This window comes from Nocardia sp. NRRL S-836 (assembly GCF_001279525.1).
In the GTDB taxonomy this organism is placed as follows: Bacteria; Actinomycetota; Actinomycetes; order Mycobacteriales; family Pseudonocardiaceae; genus Lentzea.
The window spans coordinates 36,369-52,112 of sequence record NZ_LGDY01000122.1 but is presented as its reverse complement, the minus strand read 5'-3'; the positions used below and the strand labels follow the sequence as shown (position 1 = coordinate 52,112).

The 15,744-nt window shown below is 71.4% G+C and carries 15 protein-coding genes; 4 read left to right on the top strand and 11 right to left on the bottom strand.

Going from position 1 to position 15,744, the window contains the following annotated elements; translation table 11 throughout:
* Nucleotides 1-46: 46 nt before the first annotated feature.
* Nucleotides 47-1,336: a serine/threonine-protein kinase gene (locus ADL03_RS48915; RefSeq protein WP_053737345.1), complete on the top strand. Its 1,290-nt coding sequence runs from the start codon at nucleotides 47-49 to the stop codon at nucleotides 1,334-1,336.
* Here ADL03_RS48915 and ADL03_RS32130 read toward each other — a convergent pair.
* The 3 genes from ADL03_RS32130 to ADL03_RS32120 are packed head-to-tail and all read right to left on the bottom strand — an operon-like array spanning nucleotide 1,320 to nucleotide 3,776.
* Nucleotides 1,320-1,913 (bottom strand): hypothetical protein, encoded by a 594-nt coding sequence (locus tag ADL03_RS32130; protein ID WP_231642543.1) that lies wholly within the window; start codon nucleotides 1,911-1,913, stop codon nucleotides 1,320-1,322. The two genes, ADL03_RS48915 and ADL03_RS32130, sit on opposite strands and share 17 nt — an antisense overlap.
* A gap of 16 nt (nucleotides 1,914-1,929) precedes the next feature.
* The gene (locus ADL03_RS32125; protein ID WP_053737344.1) at nucleotides 1,930-2,580 is read right to left on the bottom strand and encodes a response regulator transcription factor; all 651 of its coding nucleotides are present in this window, start codon (nucleotides 2,578-2,580) and stop codon (nucleotides 1,930-1,932) included.
* On the bottom strand, nucleotides 2,577-3,776 hold the full coding sequence (locus ADL03_RS32120; protein WP_231642541.1) for a PspC domain-containing protein: 1,200 nt from the start codon (nucleotides 3,774-3,776) through the stop codon (nucleotides 2,577-2,579). The genes ADL03_RS32125 and ADL03_RS32120 overlap by 4 nt, the downstream gene beginning before the upstream one ends.
* 111 nt (nucleotides 3,777-3,887) lie before the next feature.
* Here ADL03_RS32120 and ADL03_RS32115 point away from each other — a divergent pair, with 111 nt between their 5' ends.
* Entirely contained in the window at nucleotides 3,888-5,063 is a 1,176-nt protein-coding gene (locus tag ADL03_RS32115; RefSeq protein WP_197288825.1) for a PspC domain-containing protein, read from the top strand.
* Nucleotides 5,056-5,250, top strand: a complete 195-nt coding sequence (locus tag ADL03_RS32110; RefSeq protein WP_053737342.1) for a hypothetical protein — start codon at nucleotides 5,056-5,058, stop codon at nucleotides 5,248-5,250. The genes ADL03_RS32115 and ADL03_RS32110 overlap by 8 nt, the downstream gene beginning before the upstream one ends.
* Before the next feature lie 82 nt (nucleotides 5,251-5,332).
* Here the strand turns inward: ADL03_RS32110 and guaA are convergent, their stop codons facing one another.
* Complete coding sequence (guaA, locus tag ADL03_RS32105; RefSeq protein WP_053737341.1) at nucleotides 5,333-6,892, bottom strand: glutamine-hydrolyzing GMP synthase; 1,560 nt, start codon at nucleotides 6,890-6,892, stop codon at nucleotides 5,333-5,335.
* Nucleotides 6,893-7,080: 188 nt separating this feature from the next.
* Here guaA and ADL03_RS32100 point away from each other — a divergent pair, with 188 nt between their 5' ends.
* The gene (locus tag ADL03_RS32100; protein WP_053737340.1) at nucleotides 7,081-8,526 is read left to right on the top strand and encodes an aldehyde dehydrogenase family protein; all 1,446 of its coding nucleotides are present in this window, start codon (nucleotides 7,081-7,083) and stop codon (nucleotides 8,524-8,526) included.
* Here the strand turns inward: ADL03_RS32100 and ADL03_RS32095 are convergent.
* The 7 genes from ADL03_RS32095 to ADL03_RS32065 form a co-directional block, all read right to left on the bottom strand.
* On the bottom strand, nucleotides 8,521-9,903 hold the full coding sequence (locus ADL03_RS32095) for an FAD-binding oxidoreductase (protein WP_157529527.1): 1,383 nt from the start codon (nucleotides 9,901-9,903) through the stop codon (nucleotides 8,521-8,523). The two genes, ADL03_RS32100 and ADL03_RS32095, sit on opposite strands and share 6 nt — an antisense overlap.
* Nucleotides 9,904-9,913: 10 nt before the next feature.
* Complete coding sequence (locus ADL03_RS32090; protein ID WP_053737339.1) at nucleotides 9,914-11,185, bottom strand: FAD-dependent monooxygenase; 1,272 nt, start codon at nucleotides 11,183-11,185, stop codon at nucleotides 9,914-9,916.
* Nucleotides 11,182-12,141 carry an MBL fold metallo-hydrolase gene (locus ADL03_RS32085; RefSeq protein WP_053737338.1) on the bottom strand — a complete coding sequence of 320 codons (960 nt, stop codon included), beginning with the start codon at nucleotides 12,139-12,141 and terminating at the stop codon, nucleotides 11,182-11,184. The genes ADL03_RS32090 and ADL03_RS32085 overlap by 4 nt, the downstream gene beginning before the upstream one ends.
* Before the next feature lie 27 nt (nucleotides 12,142-12,168).
* A complete protein-coding gene (locus tag ADL03_RS32080) occupies nucleotides 12,169-13,845 on the bottom strand; it encodes an FAD-dependent oxidoreductase (protein WP_053737337.1) in 1,677 nt (558 codons plus the stop codon).
* A gap of 80 nt (nucleotides 13,846-13,925) precedes the next feature.
* Nucleotides 13,926-14,138, bottom strand: coding sequence for a hypothetical protein (locus ADL03_RS32075; RefSeq protein ID WP_157529526.1), 213 nt, complete (start codon nucleotides 14,136-14,138; stop codon nucleotides 13,926-13,928).
* Between the two features lie 38 nt (nucleotides 14,139-14,176).
* The gene (locus tag ADL03_RS32070; RefSeq protein WP_053737365.1) at nucleotides 14,177-14,524 is read right to left on the bottom strand and encodes a hypothetical protein; all 348 of its coding nucleotides are present in this window, start codon (nucleotides 14,522-14,524) and stop codon (nucleotides 14,177-14,179) included.
* A gap of 60 nt (nucleotides 14,525-14,584) precedes the next feature.
* Complete coding sequence (locus tag ADL03_RS32065) at nucleotides 14,585-15,718, bottom strand: GuaB3 family IMP dehydrogenase-related protein (RefSeq protein ID WP_053737335.1); 1,134 nt, start codon at nucleotides 15,716-15,718, stop codon at nucleotides 14,585-14,587.
* Between the last annotated feature and the right edge of the window lie 26 nt (nucleotides 15,719-15,744).

Here is a 15,744-nt window from a genome sequence, read left to right as displayed (position 1 = left end):
CCGGGAACCCCGAAAGGCCGCACCCGGCCTTGACTACTCTGGCGGCGTGACAACCATCGGGGGCCGCTACACGCTGCTGGAGCGCGTCGGCAGCGGAGCGATGGGGGTGGTCTGGCGGGCGCGGGACGAGGTCCTGGCACGTGAGGTCGCTGTCAAGCAGCTCGTCACCGGAGACCACCAGCGGGCAATGCGGGAAGCGCGCAACGCCGCGAGACTGCACCACCCGCACGCGATCGCGGTGTTCGACGTCGTCGGGGACGACGACGAAGAGCCGTGGATCGTCATGGAGTACCTGCCGTCGCAGAGCCTCTCGGCGCTGATCGCCGAGCGCGGGCCGCTCAAGCCGGCCCAGGCGGCGCGGATCGGCGGGTTCGTCGCCTCGGCGCTGGCCGCGGCGCACGCGGCGGGGCTCGTGCACCGCGACATCAAGCCCGGCAACGTCCTGATCGGCCACGACGGCACGGTCAAGATCACCGACTTCGGCATCTCCAAGTCCAGTGGCGACGGCACGCTGACCGACACCGGCATGATCTCGGGCACCCCCGCCTACCTCGCACCCGAGGTGGCGCGTGGCGAGCAGCCCGACGCCTCCTCCGACGTGTTCTCGCTCGGCGCCACGATCTACACGGCGATCGAGGGCGAGTCCGTGTTCGGGCCGAGCGACAACAGCTTCGGGCTCATCTACCGGGCCGCGAGCGGGCAGCTCAGGGACGCGAAGAACGCCGGTGAGCTCACGCCGTTGCTGAACCGGCTGCTGGCCGTCGACCCGAAGGAGCGGCCGACCGCGCAGGAGGCGGCCGACCTGCTGGCCGCGTCACCGCAGCCCTCCCAGCCGCTGGTCGTGCCGGACCCGCTGCCCAGGCGCAAGCCGCCGAACCGGCGGATCCTGGCCGTGCTGGCGGTCATCGCGCTGCTGGCGATCGGTGGTGGTGCCGCCGCGGCGTACTGGAACGGCACGAACAACGGCAACACGCCGACCAACCACGCCGGGTTCCCGAACGACCCGGGCACCCGCTACTTCTCGGCGGAGGAGGCGGCCGCGTTCGTGCTCGGCCACTACGCGCAGCTGCCGGGCAACGCCGACGTGGCGTGGCGCAACCTCTACGAGCGGGCCAGCGAGCCGCAGGAGAAGTACGTGGCCCGCTGGAAGGGCTACCAGTCGGTCAGGTGCACGCTGTCCAGCACGCCCATCCGGTCGAACGGGCCGGTCTGGGTCGTCACGGTCGACCTCGTGCTGCAGACCGACCGGGGTGAGCAGCAAAGTGGCGTCTACGAGGTCATGGTGGCCGCGGTCAGCGGCCAGATGAAGATCAGCAGCATCACCCAGATGAGCTGAGCAGCAGCCAGAACGTGCCGCCGCCCACGACCAGGCCCATCACCGTTCCGCCCAGCACCTGCCCGAGCGTGTGGTCCCCGAGCTCGACGCGCGACCACGACACCAGCGCGGCCGGCAGTGCGATCAGCAGCGGCCACGGGCCGTAGACGATCGCCAGCGTCACGACGGCGGCCCACGCCACCCCGGCGTGCAGCGAGATCTTCCACTTCACGCCGAACGTGATCGCCATGCTCACGAGCAGCGACGCGAACATGCTGCCCGCCAGTGCGAGCATGCTGACCGGCGCGGACCCCAGCACCATGATCACAGCACCGGCGGTGAGCGACGCGCCCGCGGTGAGCAGCGGCACGAGCCGGCCCTCGCGGTTCGTGACGTGGTGACCGTCCCACCTGCCCTTGCGCGCGCCGCGCACGATGACGGCCATGGGGATGACGGAGGCCGTCACGGCGACGACGAGCCCCCACAGCAGCGTCTTCCAGACGTTCTCCGTCGCGGCGGCCACGGCGAACGGCAGCAGGACCACCCAGACCCACGGCGCCAGCACCTCGGTGGCACCGCGGGCGACCTTCTTGATCAAATCCCCCGAGAACCCTTCAGACCAGTCTGCGGTCGGTGGCCCAGCGGGACAGCTCATAGCGGTTGGAGAGCTGCGTCTTCCGCAGGACGCTCGACACGTGCGTCTCCACCGTCTTCACGCTGATGAACAGTTCGGACGCGATCTCCTTGTAAGCGTAACCACGCGCCAGCAGCCGCAGGACGTCGCGTTCCCGCGGCGTCAGCAGGTCGAGCTCCGGGTCGCTGATCGGCGCTGCACCCGGCCGGTCGGCGAACGCGTCCAGCACGAACCCGGCCAGCCGCGGCGAGAACACCGCGTCGCCCTCGCTGACCCGCACGACCGCCTTGACCAGCTCCTGGCTGGAGATCGTCTTGGTCACGTACCCGCGCGCACCGGCGCGGATGACGTTGATGACGTCCTCGGCCGCGTCCGAGACCGACAGCGCGAGGAACGTGACCTCCGGGATCTTGGTCCGGATCTGCCGCAGCACCTCGGCGCCGCCGCCGTCGGGCATGTGCACGTCGAGCAGCACGACGTCCGGCCGGTGGTGGGCGATGCCCGCCACCGCCTCGCCGACGCTGCCCGCCTCGCCGACCACCTCCACCTCGTCGGTGATCGTGTCGAGCTCGGCTCGCACACCCGCGCGGAACAACGCGTGGTCGTCCACCAGGAACACCCTGACGCTCATGCCCTGGCCTCCGTCTTCCTCGGCATTTCGAGCTGCACCTCGGTCCCCTCGCCGGGGGCGGTGCGCAACCGCACCGCACCTCCGTGCCGGTTCATCCTCCCCCGGATGCTGCCGGCGAGGCCATGCCGGTCCTCCGGCACGGTGTCGGGGTCGAAGCCCTTGCCCCGGTCGCGCACGAACACGGTCACCTTCTCCGGCTCCACCTCCGCGTACACGCTGACCTCGGCCACCCCCGCGTGCTTGGCCGCGTTGACGATCGCCTCCCGTGCTGCCTGCACCAGCGGGATCAGGCCGTCCTCCAGCTCGCAGTCCCCCACCACGACCTGCGGCACCACGATCGCGAAGTCGTCCTCCACCTCCGCGCACGCCTGCGCGATGGCCACGCTCACCGTCTGCGGCTGCTCGCCCACCTCACGGCCGTAGAGCCAGCTGCGCAGCTCGCGTTCCTGGCTGCGGGCCAGGCGTTTGACCTCGCGGGTCGAGTCGGCCTGCTTCTGGATGAGCGCAAGCGTCTGCAGCACGGAGTCGTGCAGGTGGGCGGCGATCTCCGCGCGTTCGTCGGTGCGGATGCGGGCCCGGCGCTCGGCGTCGAGGTCGCGCACCAGCCGCATCCACAGCGGGACGGTCAGCACCGCGACACCGACCAGGGTGGCGAGCACGGAGAGCACGACGGTGGACAGGTTCTGGATGGAGTCGTTGGCGACCAGGAACGCGGCGACCCCCGCCACGACCAGGGCGCCGCCCGCCACCGTCCGCACTATCCCCGACTTGCCCTGGGCCATCGCACCGTCACGCCACCGGCGCCGTTGCGCCTCGTCCGCCTCGCGCCACACGACGGCCGCGCCCACGAGTGCCACGGCGATCGGGCCGGTGATCCAGCCGCTCCAGCCGCTCGCGCCACCGCCGATCAGCCCGGTGAACACGGCGACGCCGATGCCGACGGCGGCCAGGCCCACGGCCTGCTGCCACTCCTTGCGGTCCTCCTCGGTCTCCGGCTCGGCCACGGCCGACTGCGGGACGAACATCCACAGCAGCGCGTAGGCGATGATTCCGACACCGCTGAGCGCGGCGAACACGGCGAACACCGCACGCACCCAGAAGACGGGGGCGCCGAGGTGGTTCGCCAGTCCGCTCGCGACGCCCGCGATCACGCGGCCGGTACGTCGACGGCGCATCGGCTCGATCCGTGCACTCACGACTCGATCGTCACACGTCGCGGCGCGTTGTTCATCAGGGATGACCCCGGTTCGCGGAATCAGGGCTGCTCCCTGATGTGGTTCGCGCTCCGGCGGCGCAACCTTGTCGTCGTGAGCGGGACTGAGAAGGCTATGCAGGGCGTGGCGGACACGCTCAGGGAGTTCTGGGCCCACCGGCCGGTGCGGCCCCGTGCAGGGCGCAAGCTCGGCGGCGTCGCCACCGGGATCGCCATGCGCTACCGGATCGACCCGGTGATCGTGCGGATCGCTTTCGTCGCGCTCGCGTTGTCGGGCGGTGTCGGCGTGCCGCTGTACCTCGTGGGCTGGCTGGCGCTGCCGGACGAGGGCGACGCGGTGTCGCCGCTGGAGTCGCTGGTCCACAAGGGACAGAGCGCGACCTCGCCGGCCAAGACGGTGCTCCTCGGTCTCCTGATGTTCCCCGCGCTCGCGTACACGTTCGGGGGCGGCGGCGGGTTCCAGGTCTTCGTGACGATCGCGGCGGCGGTGGGTGGCGTCTACCTGCTGCAGAAGAACCGCGGGCACCTGCAGCCGGCCACGACGCTCGTCGAGCCGCCGCCCGTGCCGCCGGTGCCCGGTGCACCGGCCTGGGACCCGCTCGGGGCCGCTCCGTTCGCGTGGGACCTGCCGGAACCGTCGGCACCCGCCCCTCCGCCCGCTCCCCGGCCGCGCAAGCCACGGGTCGGCCTGGCGACGCTGGGCGTGGCGATGCTGGTGGTCGCCGGGTCCACGATCGCGTGGCCGTTCGCGCCGTGGTTGTCGGCGGCGCACGTCGTGGGGCTGCTGGTCGCGGTGCTGGCGGCGGGCCTGCTGATCGGGTCGTTCACCGGCGGTGGCCGCGGCCTGGTGTGGCTGCTGGTCCCGCTGTCGGTGCTCGGGTTCGCCATGACCGCGGTCGACTTCGACGGCCCGGCCACGGTGCGCAACGTCTCCCCCGCGCCCAAGACGCTGGAGGAGGTGCAGGGCAGGTACGAGGTCGGTGTCGGCGGCGTGCAGCTCGACCTGCGGGAGCTGCCGGACTCCGGTTCGGTGCGGACCTCGGTGGAGGCCGACCTGGGTGAGCTGGTCGTGCACGTCCCGAAGACCGCCGACGTCACCTTCACCTGCGAGGCCACGTCCATCGGCGAGCTCGACTGCCTGGGCCGCAAGGCGCAGGGCGGCGGTGTGCAGGTGGAGGGCAAGGACCTCGGCGACAACGGCGAGGGTGGCTTGAAGATCGACCTGGACGTTCGGACGAACGTCGGAGAGGTGAAGGTGCTCCGTGGCTGAGCAGGGTGTGCGCCGCCGGATCGACGTGGTGAGCCTGGTCTTCGGGGTCGGCGGGCTGCTCACGGCGGCCTACGTCCTGAGCGACGGCCGGTTCTGGTTCGACTTCCGCTGGGCGCTGGGAGGCACGGCGATCCTGGTGGGCGTGGTCCTGCTGACCAACTCGCTGCGCCGCAGAAACCGCTCCTAGCTCGCCGCCGGATGCCACGCGGGGCGCTTTCGCACGATTCGACCGTGCGAAAGCGCCCCGCGTGGCGTTCAGCAGGTGGGGGTCACTCCCACTCGATGGTGCCCGGCGGCTTCGAGGTCACGTCGAGGACGACGCGGTTGACCTCGGCCACCTCGTTGGTGATGCGGGTGGAGATGCGTTCGAGGACCTCGTAGGGCAGGCGGGTCCAGTCGGCGGTCATCGCGTCCTCGGACGAGACGGGGCGCAGCACGATCGGGTGACCGTAGGTGCGGCCGTCGCCCTGGACACCGACGCTGCGGACGTCCGCGAGCAGCACGACCGGGCACTGCCAGATCGTGCGGTCGAGACCGGCCAGCGTCAGCTCCTCGCGGGCGATGGCGTCGGCCTGGCGCAACGTCTCCAGGCGGTCCTGGGTGACCTCGCCGATGATCCGGATGCCGAGGCCGGGGCCGGGGAACGGCTGGCGCTGCACGATCGTCTCCGGCAGGCCCAGCTCGGTGCCGACGCGGCGCACCTCGTCCTTGAACAGCGCACGCAACGGCTCGACCAGCTCGAACTGCAGGTCGTCCGGCAGGCCGCCGACGTTGTGGTGCGACTTGATGTTCGCCGTGCCCGCGCCGCCACCGGACTCGACCACGTCCGGGTAGAGCGTGCCCTGCACCAGGAAGCGGTAGTCGCCCTCGGCCTTGAGGTCGCGCTCGGCCTGCTCGAACACGCGGATGAACTCGCGTCCGATGATCTTGCGCTTCTCCTCCGGGTCCGTGACGCCGGCCAGCGCGGTCAGGAACCGCTCGCGGGCGTCGACGGTCACCAGGTTGATGCCCGTGGCGGCCACGTAGTCGCGCTCGACCTGGGCGCGCTCACCGGCGCGCAGCAGGCCGTGGTCGACGAAGACGCAGGTGAGCCGGTCGCCGATCGCGCGCTGGACCAGCGCGGCGGCCACGGCGGAGTCGACGCCGCCGGACAGGGCGCAGATCGCCTTGCCGTCACCGATCTGCTCGCGGATGCGGGTGACCTGCTCGTCCACGATGGACGACGTCGTCCACTGCGGGCGCAGACCCGCGATGTCGTGCAGGAACCGGCGCAGCACCTCCTGGCCGTGCGGCGAGTGGTGGACCTCCGGGTGGTACTGCACGCCGGCGAAGCGGCGCTCGGTGTCCTCGAACGCGGCGACCGGCGCACCCTCGCTGGTCGCGGTGACCGTGAAGCCCTCCGGCGCCTTGGTGACCGCGTCGCCGTGGCTCATCCACACCGGGTGGCTCGCGGGCAGCTCCGTGTGCAGCGCACCCGCCTGCGCGGTGATGCCGAGGTCGGTGCGGCCGTACTCGCGGGTGCCGGTGTGCGCGACCTCGCCGCCGAGCGCGCGGGCCATCGCCTGGAAGCCGTAGCAGATGCCGAAGACCGGGACGCCGGTCTCGAACAGCTTGGGGTCGACCTGCGGCGCGCCCTCCTCGTAGACGCTCGACGGGCCACCGGACAGCACGATGGCCAGCGGGTTCTTGTCGACGATCTCGCTCACCGTCGCGGTGTGCGGGACCACCTCGGAGTAGACCTGGGCCTCACGCACGCGGCGGGCGATCAGCTGCGCGTACTGGGCGCCGAAGTCGACGACGAGAACGGGGCGGTTGCTGGTGTCGGACACGGCCTAAGGATGTCATGCACCGCAGGTCGGGCGCTTACCGGTGGCCGCGTGACCCGGTCGTGCGACCCCGGACCACGTGACGCGCGAACGGGTTGCGACCGTCGGTGACGTCAACCACGTGAGCCGGCACCGAAGTCAGTCGGGGACTCATCGGGTGCCGATCGGTCCGCAGGGCCTAACGTGGATCCATGGACGCGTTCACGCCCCAACCGAGGCCGTGCTGGATCGCCGGCCGCCCTGAGCAGGGCGAGCAGGCGCTGGGAGTGTTCCACCCGTTCGACGGCACCGAGGTCGCCTCGGTCGCCGTGCCGAGCGCCGACCAGGTGGAACGAGCCGTCGCCGCCGCCCACGCCGTGGCACGCGAGTTCCGGCGAACACCCGCGCACGTGCGGGCGGCGGCGTTGCTGCAGGTGTCGCAGGCCCTGGCCGACCGCGCGGAGGAGATCGCCGAGACGATCACCGCGGAGAACGGCAAGCCGCTCAAGTGGGCCGAGGTCGAGGTCCAGCGCGCGGTGAACACGTTCCGGTTCGCCGCGGAGGAGGCCCGGCGGTTCAGCGGCGGGGTGCAGCGGCTCGACACCGACGCGACCGGCGAGGGCCGGATGGCGGTCGTGCGGCACGTCCCGCGCGGGCCGGTGCTGGCGGTGGCACCGTTCAACTTCCCGCTGAACCTGGTGGCGCACAAGGTCGCGCCGGCGCTCGCGGTGGGTGCGCCGGTCGTCGTGAAGCCGGCCTCGGCGACGCCGCTGTCGGCGTTGCTGCTGGGCGAGGTGCTCGCGGAGACCGACCTGCCGGAGGGCGCGTTCTCGATCCTCCCCGTGCGGGGCGAGGACATGGACAAGCTCGTCACCGACGAACGGCTGCCGGTCATCTCGTTCACCGGGTCGACGAAGGTCGGCTGGTCGTTGATGGACGCCGCGCCGCGCAAGCACGTCGTGATGGAGCTGGGCAGCAACGCGGCCGCGCTCGTCTGTCCCGACTGGACGGACCTGGAGTACGCGGCGCGACGGATCGCGACGTTCGGCAACTACCAGGCCGGGCAGTCGTGCATCGCGGTGCAGCGCGTGATCGTGGACCGGTCGCTCGCCGACGAGTTCGTGCCGAAACTGGTCGAGGCGGTCAGCGCGCTCAGGACCGGCGACCCGCACGACCCCGAGGTCGAGGTCGGGCCGCTGATCGACGAGGACAACGCGCGCCGGGTCGAGGAGTGGGTGCTGATGGCCGCCGACGCGGGCGCCAAGGTGCTCACCGGCGGCAAGCGCACCGGCGCGACGGTCGAGCCGACCGTGCTGACGGACGTGCCGACGGACGCGAAGGTGTGGCGCGAGGAGGTCTTCGGGCCGGTGCTCGTGGTCTCGGTCGCCGACGGCGTCGAGGACGCGTTCGCGCAGGCCAACGACTCCAGGTACGGGCTGCAGGCCGGTGTCTTCACCCGTGACGTGCAGGTGGCGTTCGCGGCGGCGGCCGAGCTGGAGGTCGGCGGCGTGATCATCGGTGACGTGCCGTCCTACCGCGCCGACCAGATGCCCTACGGCGGTGTGAAGGGCTCGGGCACCGGGCGCGAGGGCGTCCGGTCGGCGATGGAGGACTTCACCGAGGAACGGGTGACCGTCCTGACCGGTGTCGCGCTATAGGCCCTGCGCGAAAGCCAGCACGCGGTCCGGGTCGTAGCGGCGGGCGACCTTCCGCAGCCGCGGGAGGTTGCCGCCGTAGTAGGCGTGCGCCCAGTCCGGCATCTCCGGGTCGATGTAGTTGACGTACCCGGTGGTGCCGGTGCCGAGCCCGTCGCGCAACGACGCCAGGATCGCGCGGCCCTGCGCCTCGGTGCGGCCGTCGACCACGTTGACGTAGCACTGGGCGCTGGCCCTGGCGCGGCGGTGCGGGAACGCCGTGGCGTCCGGGGCGACCCGGCCGAGCGCGCCGCCGAACGAGTCGAACTGGATGCGGTACCGGCTGCCGCCCCGCAGCAGCTCGTCCACCCGCGCACCCGGCACGTGGTCGTACGCCATCCGCGAGGACGCCACGAACGGCACCCCGGTCTCGTCGCCGCCCGCGTAGAACCGCATCGCCTCCAGGTAGCTCATCTCCTGCACCTCGCGCTTCGTGGCGGCGGGCATCCGGTCGAGCAACGGGTGCAGGTCCTTCGCCGGTCCGAGGTAGGTGCCGCCGACCGCCGTGCTGGTCGGCGTGCCGGAGAGCGTCTCGCAGATCCCCCACAGCTCGTCGGGGGCGCCGGCGAACCACTCCTGCCACGCGTCGACCACGTCCGCGGTCGCCCCCTCCGGGTACAGCAGCAGGAACCGGGTGATGTCCGGCGCGGGCACGCTGCGGAACGTGAACGACGTGACGATGCCGAAGTTGCCGCCACCGCCACCGCGCAACGCCCAGAACAGGTCGGGCTCGGAGTGCGCGGACACCGTGCGCAGGCAGCCGTCCGGCGTGACGATCCGGGCGCTGAGCAGGTTGTCGCAGGTCAGGCCATACTTGCGGGCGATCACGCCGATGCCGCCGCCGAGCGTGAGGCCGCCGATGCCGACGGACTTGCACGTACCGCCGGGCACCGCACGGCCGTGCGCGCCGATGGTCTCGTAGAGGTCGCCGAGCCGGGTGCCGCTGCCGACCCGGACGTCGGTGCCGTGGAAGCGCACGTCGTTCAGGGCGCTCACGTCGACGACGAGCCCGTTCTCCGGCACCGAGTAGGCCGCGTAGCTGTGCCTGCCGCTGCGGGCCGCGACCGGGATGCGGTGGTGCGAGGCGAAGCCGAGGCACGCCTGCACGTCCTCCGGCCGGACGCACCGCGCGATCGCGGCCGGCCTGCGGTGGGCGTAGACGGTGTTGAACGGCAGCCGCAGCGTGTCGTAGCCGCTATCCCGCGGCAGGACGAGCCTGCTGCCCAGCCTGCGCCGCAGCCTCGCCCAGTCGGTGTCCGCCGCGGCGGACGTCGCGCTCATCGCCAAGCCTGCGACGGCGAGCGCGCTGCCGTGCAGGAAGGTCCTCCTGTCGATCCCCATGTGGTCCAGTTCACCAGCCGAGCGCCCTGCGCGTGGCGTTGTCGTCGGCAGCGCTGCCTGCGACGTGGCCGTCCGGCCTGATCAGACGCCCGTCCAGCACCGTGAACCCCGGTCCTGCGACGCGGGAACCCGCGATCAGCTCGCCGCCATCCGTGGTGAGCGGGGAGGCGGTGTAGGCGAACGGGGTGAAGAGCCTGCCCGAGTCGATGCCCTCGCCGGACTCCAGCGCACGTCGCCGGTGTTCGCGTTCCTCGTCGTCGCGCGGCACCAGGAACCGCATGGTGGCGTCCGTGACGCGGAGGTTCTCGTCGGCGGCGGCACCGCGTTCGACGTCGTAGGACGCCAGCAACCCCGGCCCCGCCTCGCCCGCGCGGTCGGCGGCGATCTTCCACGCCGCGTTGTCGGCGTCGCAGATGCCGGAGTTCAGACCGCGGGCGCCGAACGGGCTCATGACGTGCGCCGCGTCGCCCGCGAGCAGGACCCGTCCGACGCGGAACGTGCGCGCACGGCGTTGGTGGAAGCGGTAGGTGGACTGCCAGACGACCTCGTACGGCTTGTCGCCGACTATCGCGCGGATGTGGTCGTCGGTGAGCGTGACGTCCCCGGCGACCTGCCAGTCGATCCGCCACACGCCGTCCGGTTGCGGGTGCAGCAGGACCTGCCTGGGTGGAACACCTCCTTGGCGAGGATTCCACGGCGGATCGAAGTAGAAGCGGCGTTCGGGCGCCGGGAACTCCAGGTCGACGCGCACGTCGGCGATGATGAACCGGTCGTCGAAGGAGAAGCCCTCGAACGGGACGCCCAGCAACCGGCGCACCGTCGAGTGCGCGCCATCCGCCGCTATGCAATGGGTTCCCCGCACACCGTCCGATGTGGACACACCGTCGGCGTCCTGGGTCAGGCCGGTGACCTCGTGGCCGTGGCGCAGCTCGATCAACGGCTCGGCGCGGACGCGGTCCTCCAGCAACCGCTCGACGACGGTCTGCGGGGTGTTCACGAACGGCGGGAAACCCGGTGCCCGCGGGAAGGTCAGCGTCGCCACCTCGCGGTCGCGGTGGTACGTGCGGCCGGTGTACCAGGTGACCCCGGCGTCGGCCACGGTCTGCCCGACGCCGACCCGTTCGAGGACCTCCAGCACGTCGCGCTGCACGCAGATCGACCGGCTGCCGGCCCGCGACCGCCCGGCCGCCTTCTCCAGCACCACGCTCGGCACGCCGGCGCGGGCCAGCAGCAGCGCCGCCGTGAGCCCAACCGGTCCCGCGCCGACGACCAGGACGGTCATTGCAGGGCGTCCCAGACCGCGCGGTCGCGCTGCGCGGTCCAGATCTCCGGCCAGTCCTTGCCGTCGCACTCGTCCCAGTAGCGCTGCACGTCGAACGGCAGGCAGTGCTCGAAGATCGGCCAGCGCCCGTACCGGTGCACCAGCGCCTGGTGGGCCAGCTGGAAGGCCTGCTTGAGCGTGCCGCCCTCGGCGTGCACGCCACCGACCGTGCGGCGCAGCTCGTCGAGGAAGTGCCGGCTCTGCGCGATCGCGGCGTCGACCTCGATCCGGTCGCGTGCCACCTTGCCGCGCCCGCCCACCAGCACCTCGGCACCGAGGTCCTCGATGTTGTCCAAAGTGGACGTGGCCCACTCGTCGTGGAACGCGTCACCGGTGTAGAGCGCGGCCTGCGACTCGACCAGGTCACCGGCGAACAGGATCCGCTGCTGCGGTAACCACGCCACGATGTCCCCCGCCGTGTGGCCGCGGCCGAGGTGTTGCAGCACGAGGTCACCGCGCTCGTCGCCGAGCGGGATGGTCATGCGGTCGGAGAACGTGAGCGTGGGCCAGGTCAGCCCCGGGATCTCCGCGGGCCGCTCGAACAGCCGCGGCATCCGGCCGTACTCGCTCTCCCAGTCCTGCCGACCGCGTTCGGCGATCAGCACCCTGGTCATCTCGTGCGCCACGACCTCCTGCGCGTCGAACGCGCTGGCACCCAGCGTGCGGACGGCGTGGTAGTGGCTCAGCACCAGGTAGCGGACGGGCTTCCTGGTGTGCTTGCGCAGGGTCGTGAGCCAGCGGCGCGCGGCCGCGGGTGTGGCGCGCGCCTCGAAGCAGATCAGGAAGTCGTCGGCCTCGATGGCGCCGACGTTGGGGTCGCCCTCGGCGGTCAGGGTGTAGACGCCGTCGGCGAGCTCGACGAACACCTCGTCCTTGGGGGCGAGATCGGCACTGGAAGCGAAAGGCTTGGTGGCCATGCTTCCACCGTAGCCAAACGAACCAGCTCAGGACGCTTTGACGATTGGCAGTCGGAGTGCGGCCGGGGCGTGGTCGGGCACCGCCGGGTTCTTCGGTTTCGTCGGGCTGATCCGGCGGTACGGCTGGTCCTGGGCCGGTCGCTGGTCCTGCTCGCCCTTGTTCGGCCACAGCGAGAACGCGCGCTCGGCCTGCGCGGTGATCGTGAGCGAGGGGTTCACTCCGAGGTTGGCGCTGATCGCCGCACCGTCCACAACGGACAGACCGGGGTAGCCGTGGACGCGGTGGTACGGGTCGATCACGCCGTCGGCCGGGGTGCTGGAGATCGCGCAGCCGCCGATGAAGTGCGCGGTCAGCGGGATGTTGAACAGCTCGCCCCACGTGCCGCCGGGGATGCCGTCGATGTGCTTGGCGGCCAGCACGTTCGCCTGGTGACCGGCCGGGATGAACGCCGGGTTGGGCTCGCCGTGGCCCTGCCTGCTGGTGAGCTTGCCGCGCTTGAGGAACGTGGTGATGGAGTTGTCCAGGCTCTGCATGACCAGCAGGATCACCGTGCGCTCGCTCCACCGGTGCACGCTGAGCAGCCGGAGCAGCTTCAGCGGGTGCTTGACCGCCTGCAGGAGGAACTGCAGCCACCGCGGCGTGCTCGCGGCACCGTCCGTGGCCAGCGTCTGCAGCAGGCCCATGGCGTTGCTGCCCTTGCCGTACCGCACCGGCTCGATGTGCGTGATCTCGTCGGGGTGGATGGAGCTGGTGATCGCCACGCCCCTGGTGAAGTCGTTGCGCGGATCGACGCTGAACCGCCCGGCCCCGATGATCGACTCGGAGTTGGTGCGGGTGAGCTCGCCGAGCCTGGCCGAGATCTTCGGCAGGGTGGTGGCCCGCGCCTTGTGCAGCAGCTGCTGCGTGCCCCAGGTGCCGGCCGCGAGCACCACCTGGTCGGCGGTGAACGTGGCCTTCGCGCGCCCGCCGGTCTGCTTGGCCTGCACGGTCCACCGGCCGCCGGCCTCGGTCAGCTCGGTGACCGTGGTCAGCGGGAAGACCTTGGCGCCCAGCTGCTCCGCGAGGTAGAGGTAGTTCTTGACCAGCGTGTTCTTGGCGCCGACCCGGCAGCCGGACATGCAGCTGCCGCACTCGGTGCAGCCCGTCCTGGCCGGTCCGGCGCCACCGAAGTAGGGGTCCTCGGCCGGCTGGCCGGGTTCGCCGAAGAAGACGCCGACGGGCGTGGGGTGGTAGCTGTCCTCGACGCCCATGTCCTTCGCGACCTTCTGCATGACGACGTCGCTCGGGGTCGTGGTCGGGTTCGTGACCACGCCCAGCATGCGGCTCGCCTGGTCGTAGAACGGGTCGAGCTCGGACTGCCAGTCGGTGATGTGCGCCCACTGCCGGTCCTCGTAGAACGGCCGGAGCGGCCGGTACAGCGTGTTCGCGTACACGAGGCTGCCGCCGCCGACCCCGGCGCCGGCCAGCACCATGACGTTGCGCAGCAGGTGGATGCGCTGGATGCCGAAGCACCTGAGCTGAGGTGCCCACAGGTACTTCTTGAGGTCCCAGCTCGTCCTGGCGAACTCGTCGTCGGCGAAGCGGCGGCCCGCTTCGAGCACGGCGACGCGATAGCCCTTCTCGGTCAGCCGGAGCGCGGCCACGCTCCCGCCGAACCCGGAGCCGACGATGACCACATCGAAGTTACCGGCGAGTTCACCCATGAACCGGAGAGTAGGCGTTACTTCCGGTAACGCCTAGTCCCCGATCGGTTCAGCCGGGAATCTCCGCGCCCGGCGGCGGCTCAGAGCACCAAGCCCTCGATCACCCAGACCATGAACGCCACGACCAGCGCCGTGATCACCAGTCCACCGCAGATGAACAGGACCAGGGCTTTCCAGCCGATACCGCTGTCGTCGGTGTCGTCGGCGGCCTCGTCCGCCACCTCGTCGGTCTCCGGCTCCTCGACCGTGCCGACGCTGCCGTTGTCCTTGTCGAAGAGGGCATCCAAATCCACGCCCTACAGACGCACGGGACACCCGGTCGGTTGCAAGATCAGCTCTGCGCCCACGCCGCGACCGGGAGGCTGAGGTAAACGCCCACGTCGAGCAGCCCGGTCGCGTCGGCGACCGCCGCGCACAGACCGTCGGCGCGGTCCTGCCGGTTGGCCGCACGGCTCTCGAACCACTTGGACCTGACCTCGACCACGAGGTCCATGCCGGTGGAGTCGAACGGACCGCGCGGCCGGAACCGCAGCTCCACGTCACCGGGCCGCAGGTTGCCGTCGTAGGGCTCCTCCGGGCACTCGACCGCCAGCGAGACGGCGTGCGGGAGCGTCGCGGCGAGGTCCTTGAGCAGGGCGTGCGGGATGTGGGGGGCGTACGTGATCTCGACGAGCGGCACGTCACCCAGCAAAGCAGAAGGGCGCGTCCCAACCGGAACTCGCCCTTCCGCAGCAGACGACTAGCCCCGGATGGTCAGTCCGACCTTCTGGAACTCCTTGAGGTCCGAGTAGCCGGTCTTGGCCATGGCCCTGCGCAGGGCGCCGAACAGGTTCGTGACGCCGCGCGGGTCCGACGACGGCCCGAAGAGCAGCGTGCGCAGGTCGAGCTCCTGGTCGACGGCCTCGGCGATCAGGCTGCGCGGCACCGACGGGTGCGCCGACGACGCGGTCCAGTACAGGCCCTGGCCGGGTGCCTCGGTCGCGGCCGCGAGGGGCTCGCCGAGCATGACGGCGTCCGCACCGCAGGCGATCGACTTGGCCACGTCACCGGAGGTCATCACGCCACCGTCGGCGATGACGTGCACGTACCGGCCGCCGGTCTCGTCGAGGTAGTCGCGGCGCGCGGCCGCGGCGTCCGCGATGGCCGTGGCCATCGGCACGCCGATGCCCAGCACCGAGTCGGTGGTCGTGACGCCCGGCGAGTAGCCGTAGCCGACGATCACACCCGCCGCACCGGTGCGCATCAGGTGCATCGCCGTGCGGTAGTCGCCGACGCCACCCGCGATCACCGGGACGTCGAGGTCCGCGATGAACGACTTCAGGTTCAGCGGCTCGCCGTCGCGCGACACGTGCTCGGCGGAGATGATCGTGCCCTGCACGACCAGGATCTCCACGCCCGCGGCCAGCAGGTCGGGGGTCAGCTCGGCGGCGCGCTGCGGGCTGACCCGCGCCGCCACCGTGACGCCCGACTCGCGGACCTGCTTGATCGCCTCGACGACCAGGTCCATCCGCAGCGGCGCGGCGTGCAGCTCCTGCAGCACCTTGACCGCCGCCGCCGGGTCGTCGTTGTCCTCGGTGGCCTGCACGAGGCGGAACAGCGCCTCGTCCACGTCACCGTGCCGCGCCCAGAGGCCCTCGGCGTTGAGCACACCGAGTCCGCCCAGCTCGCCGACCGCCACCGCCGTGCCCGGCGACACGATCGCGTCCGTCGGGTGGGTGATCAGCGGGATGTCGAACCGGTAGGCATCGATCTGCCACGTCGTGGAGACGTCCTTCGACGACCTCGTCCGACGTGACGGGATGATCTCGATGTCGTCCAGCTCGTAGGCCCGCCTCGCGGTCCGGCCCATGCCGATCTCGACCAGATCGCGCACCTGTTGTTCCTCTCCAGAGCTCTTAG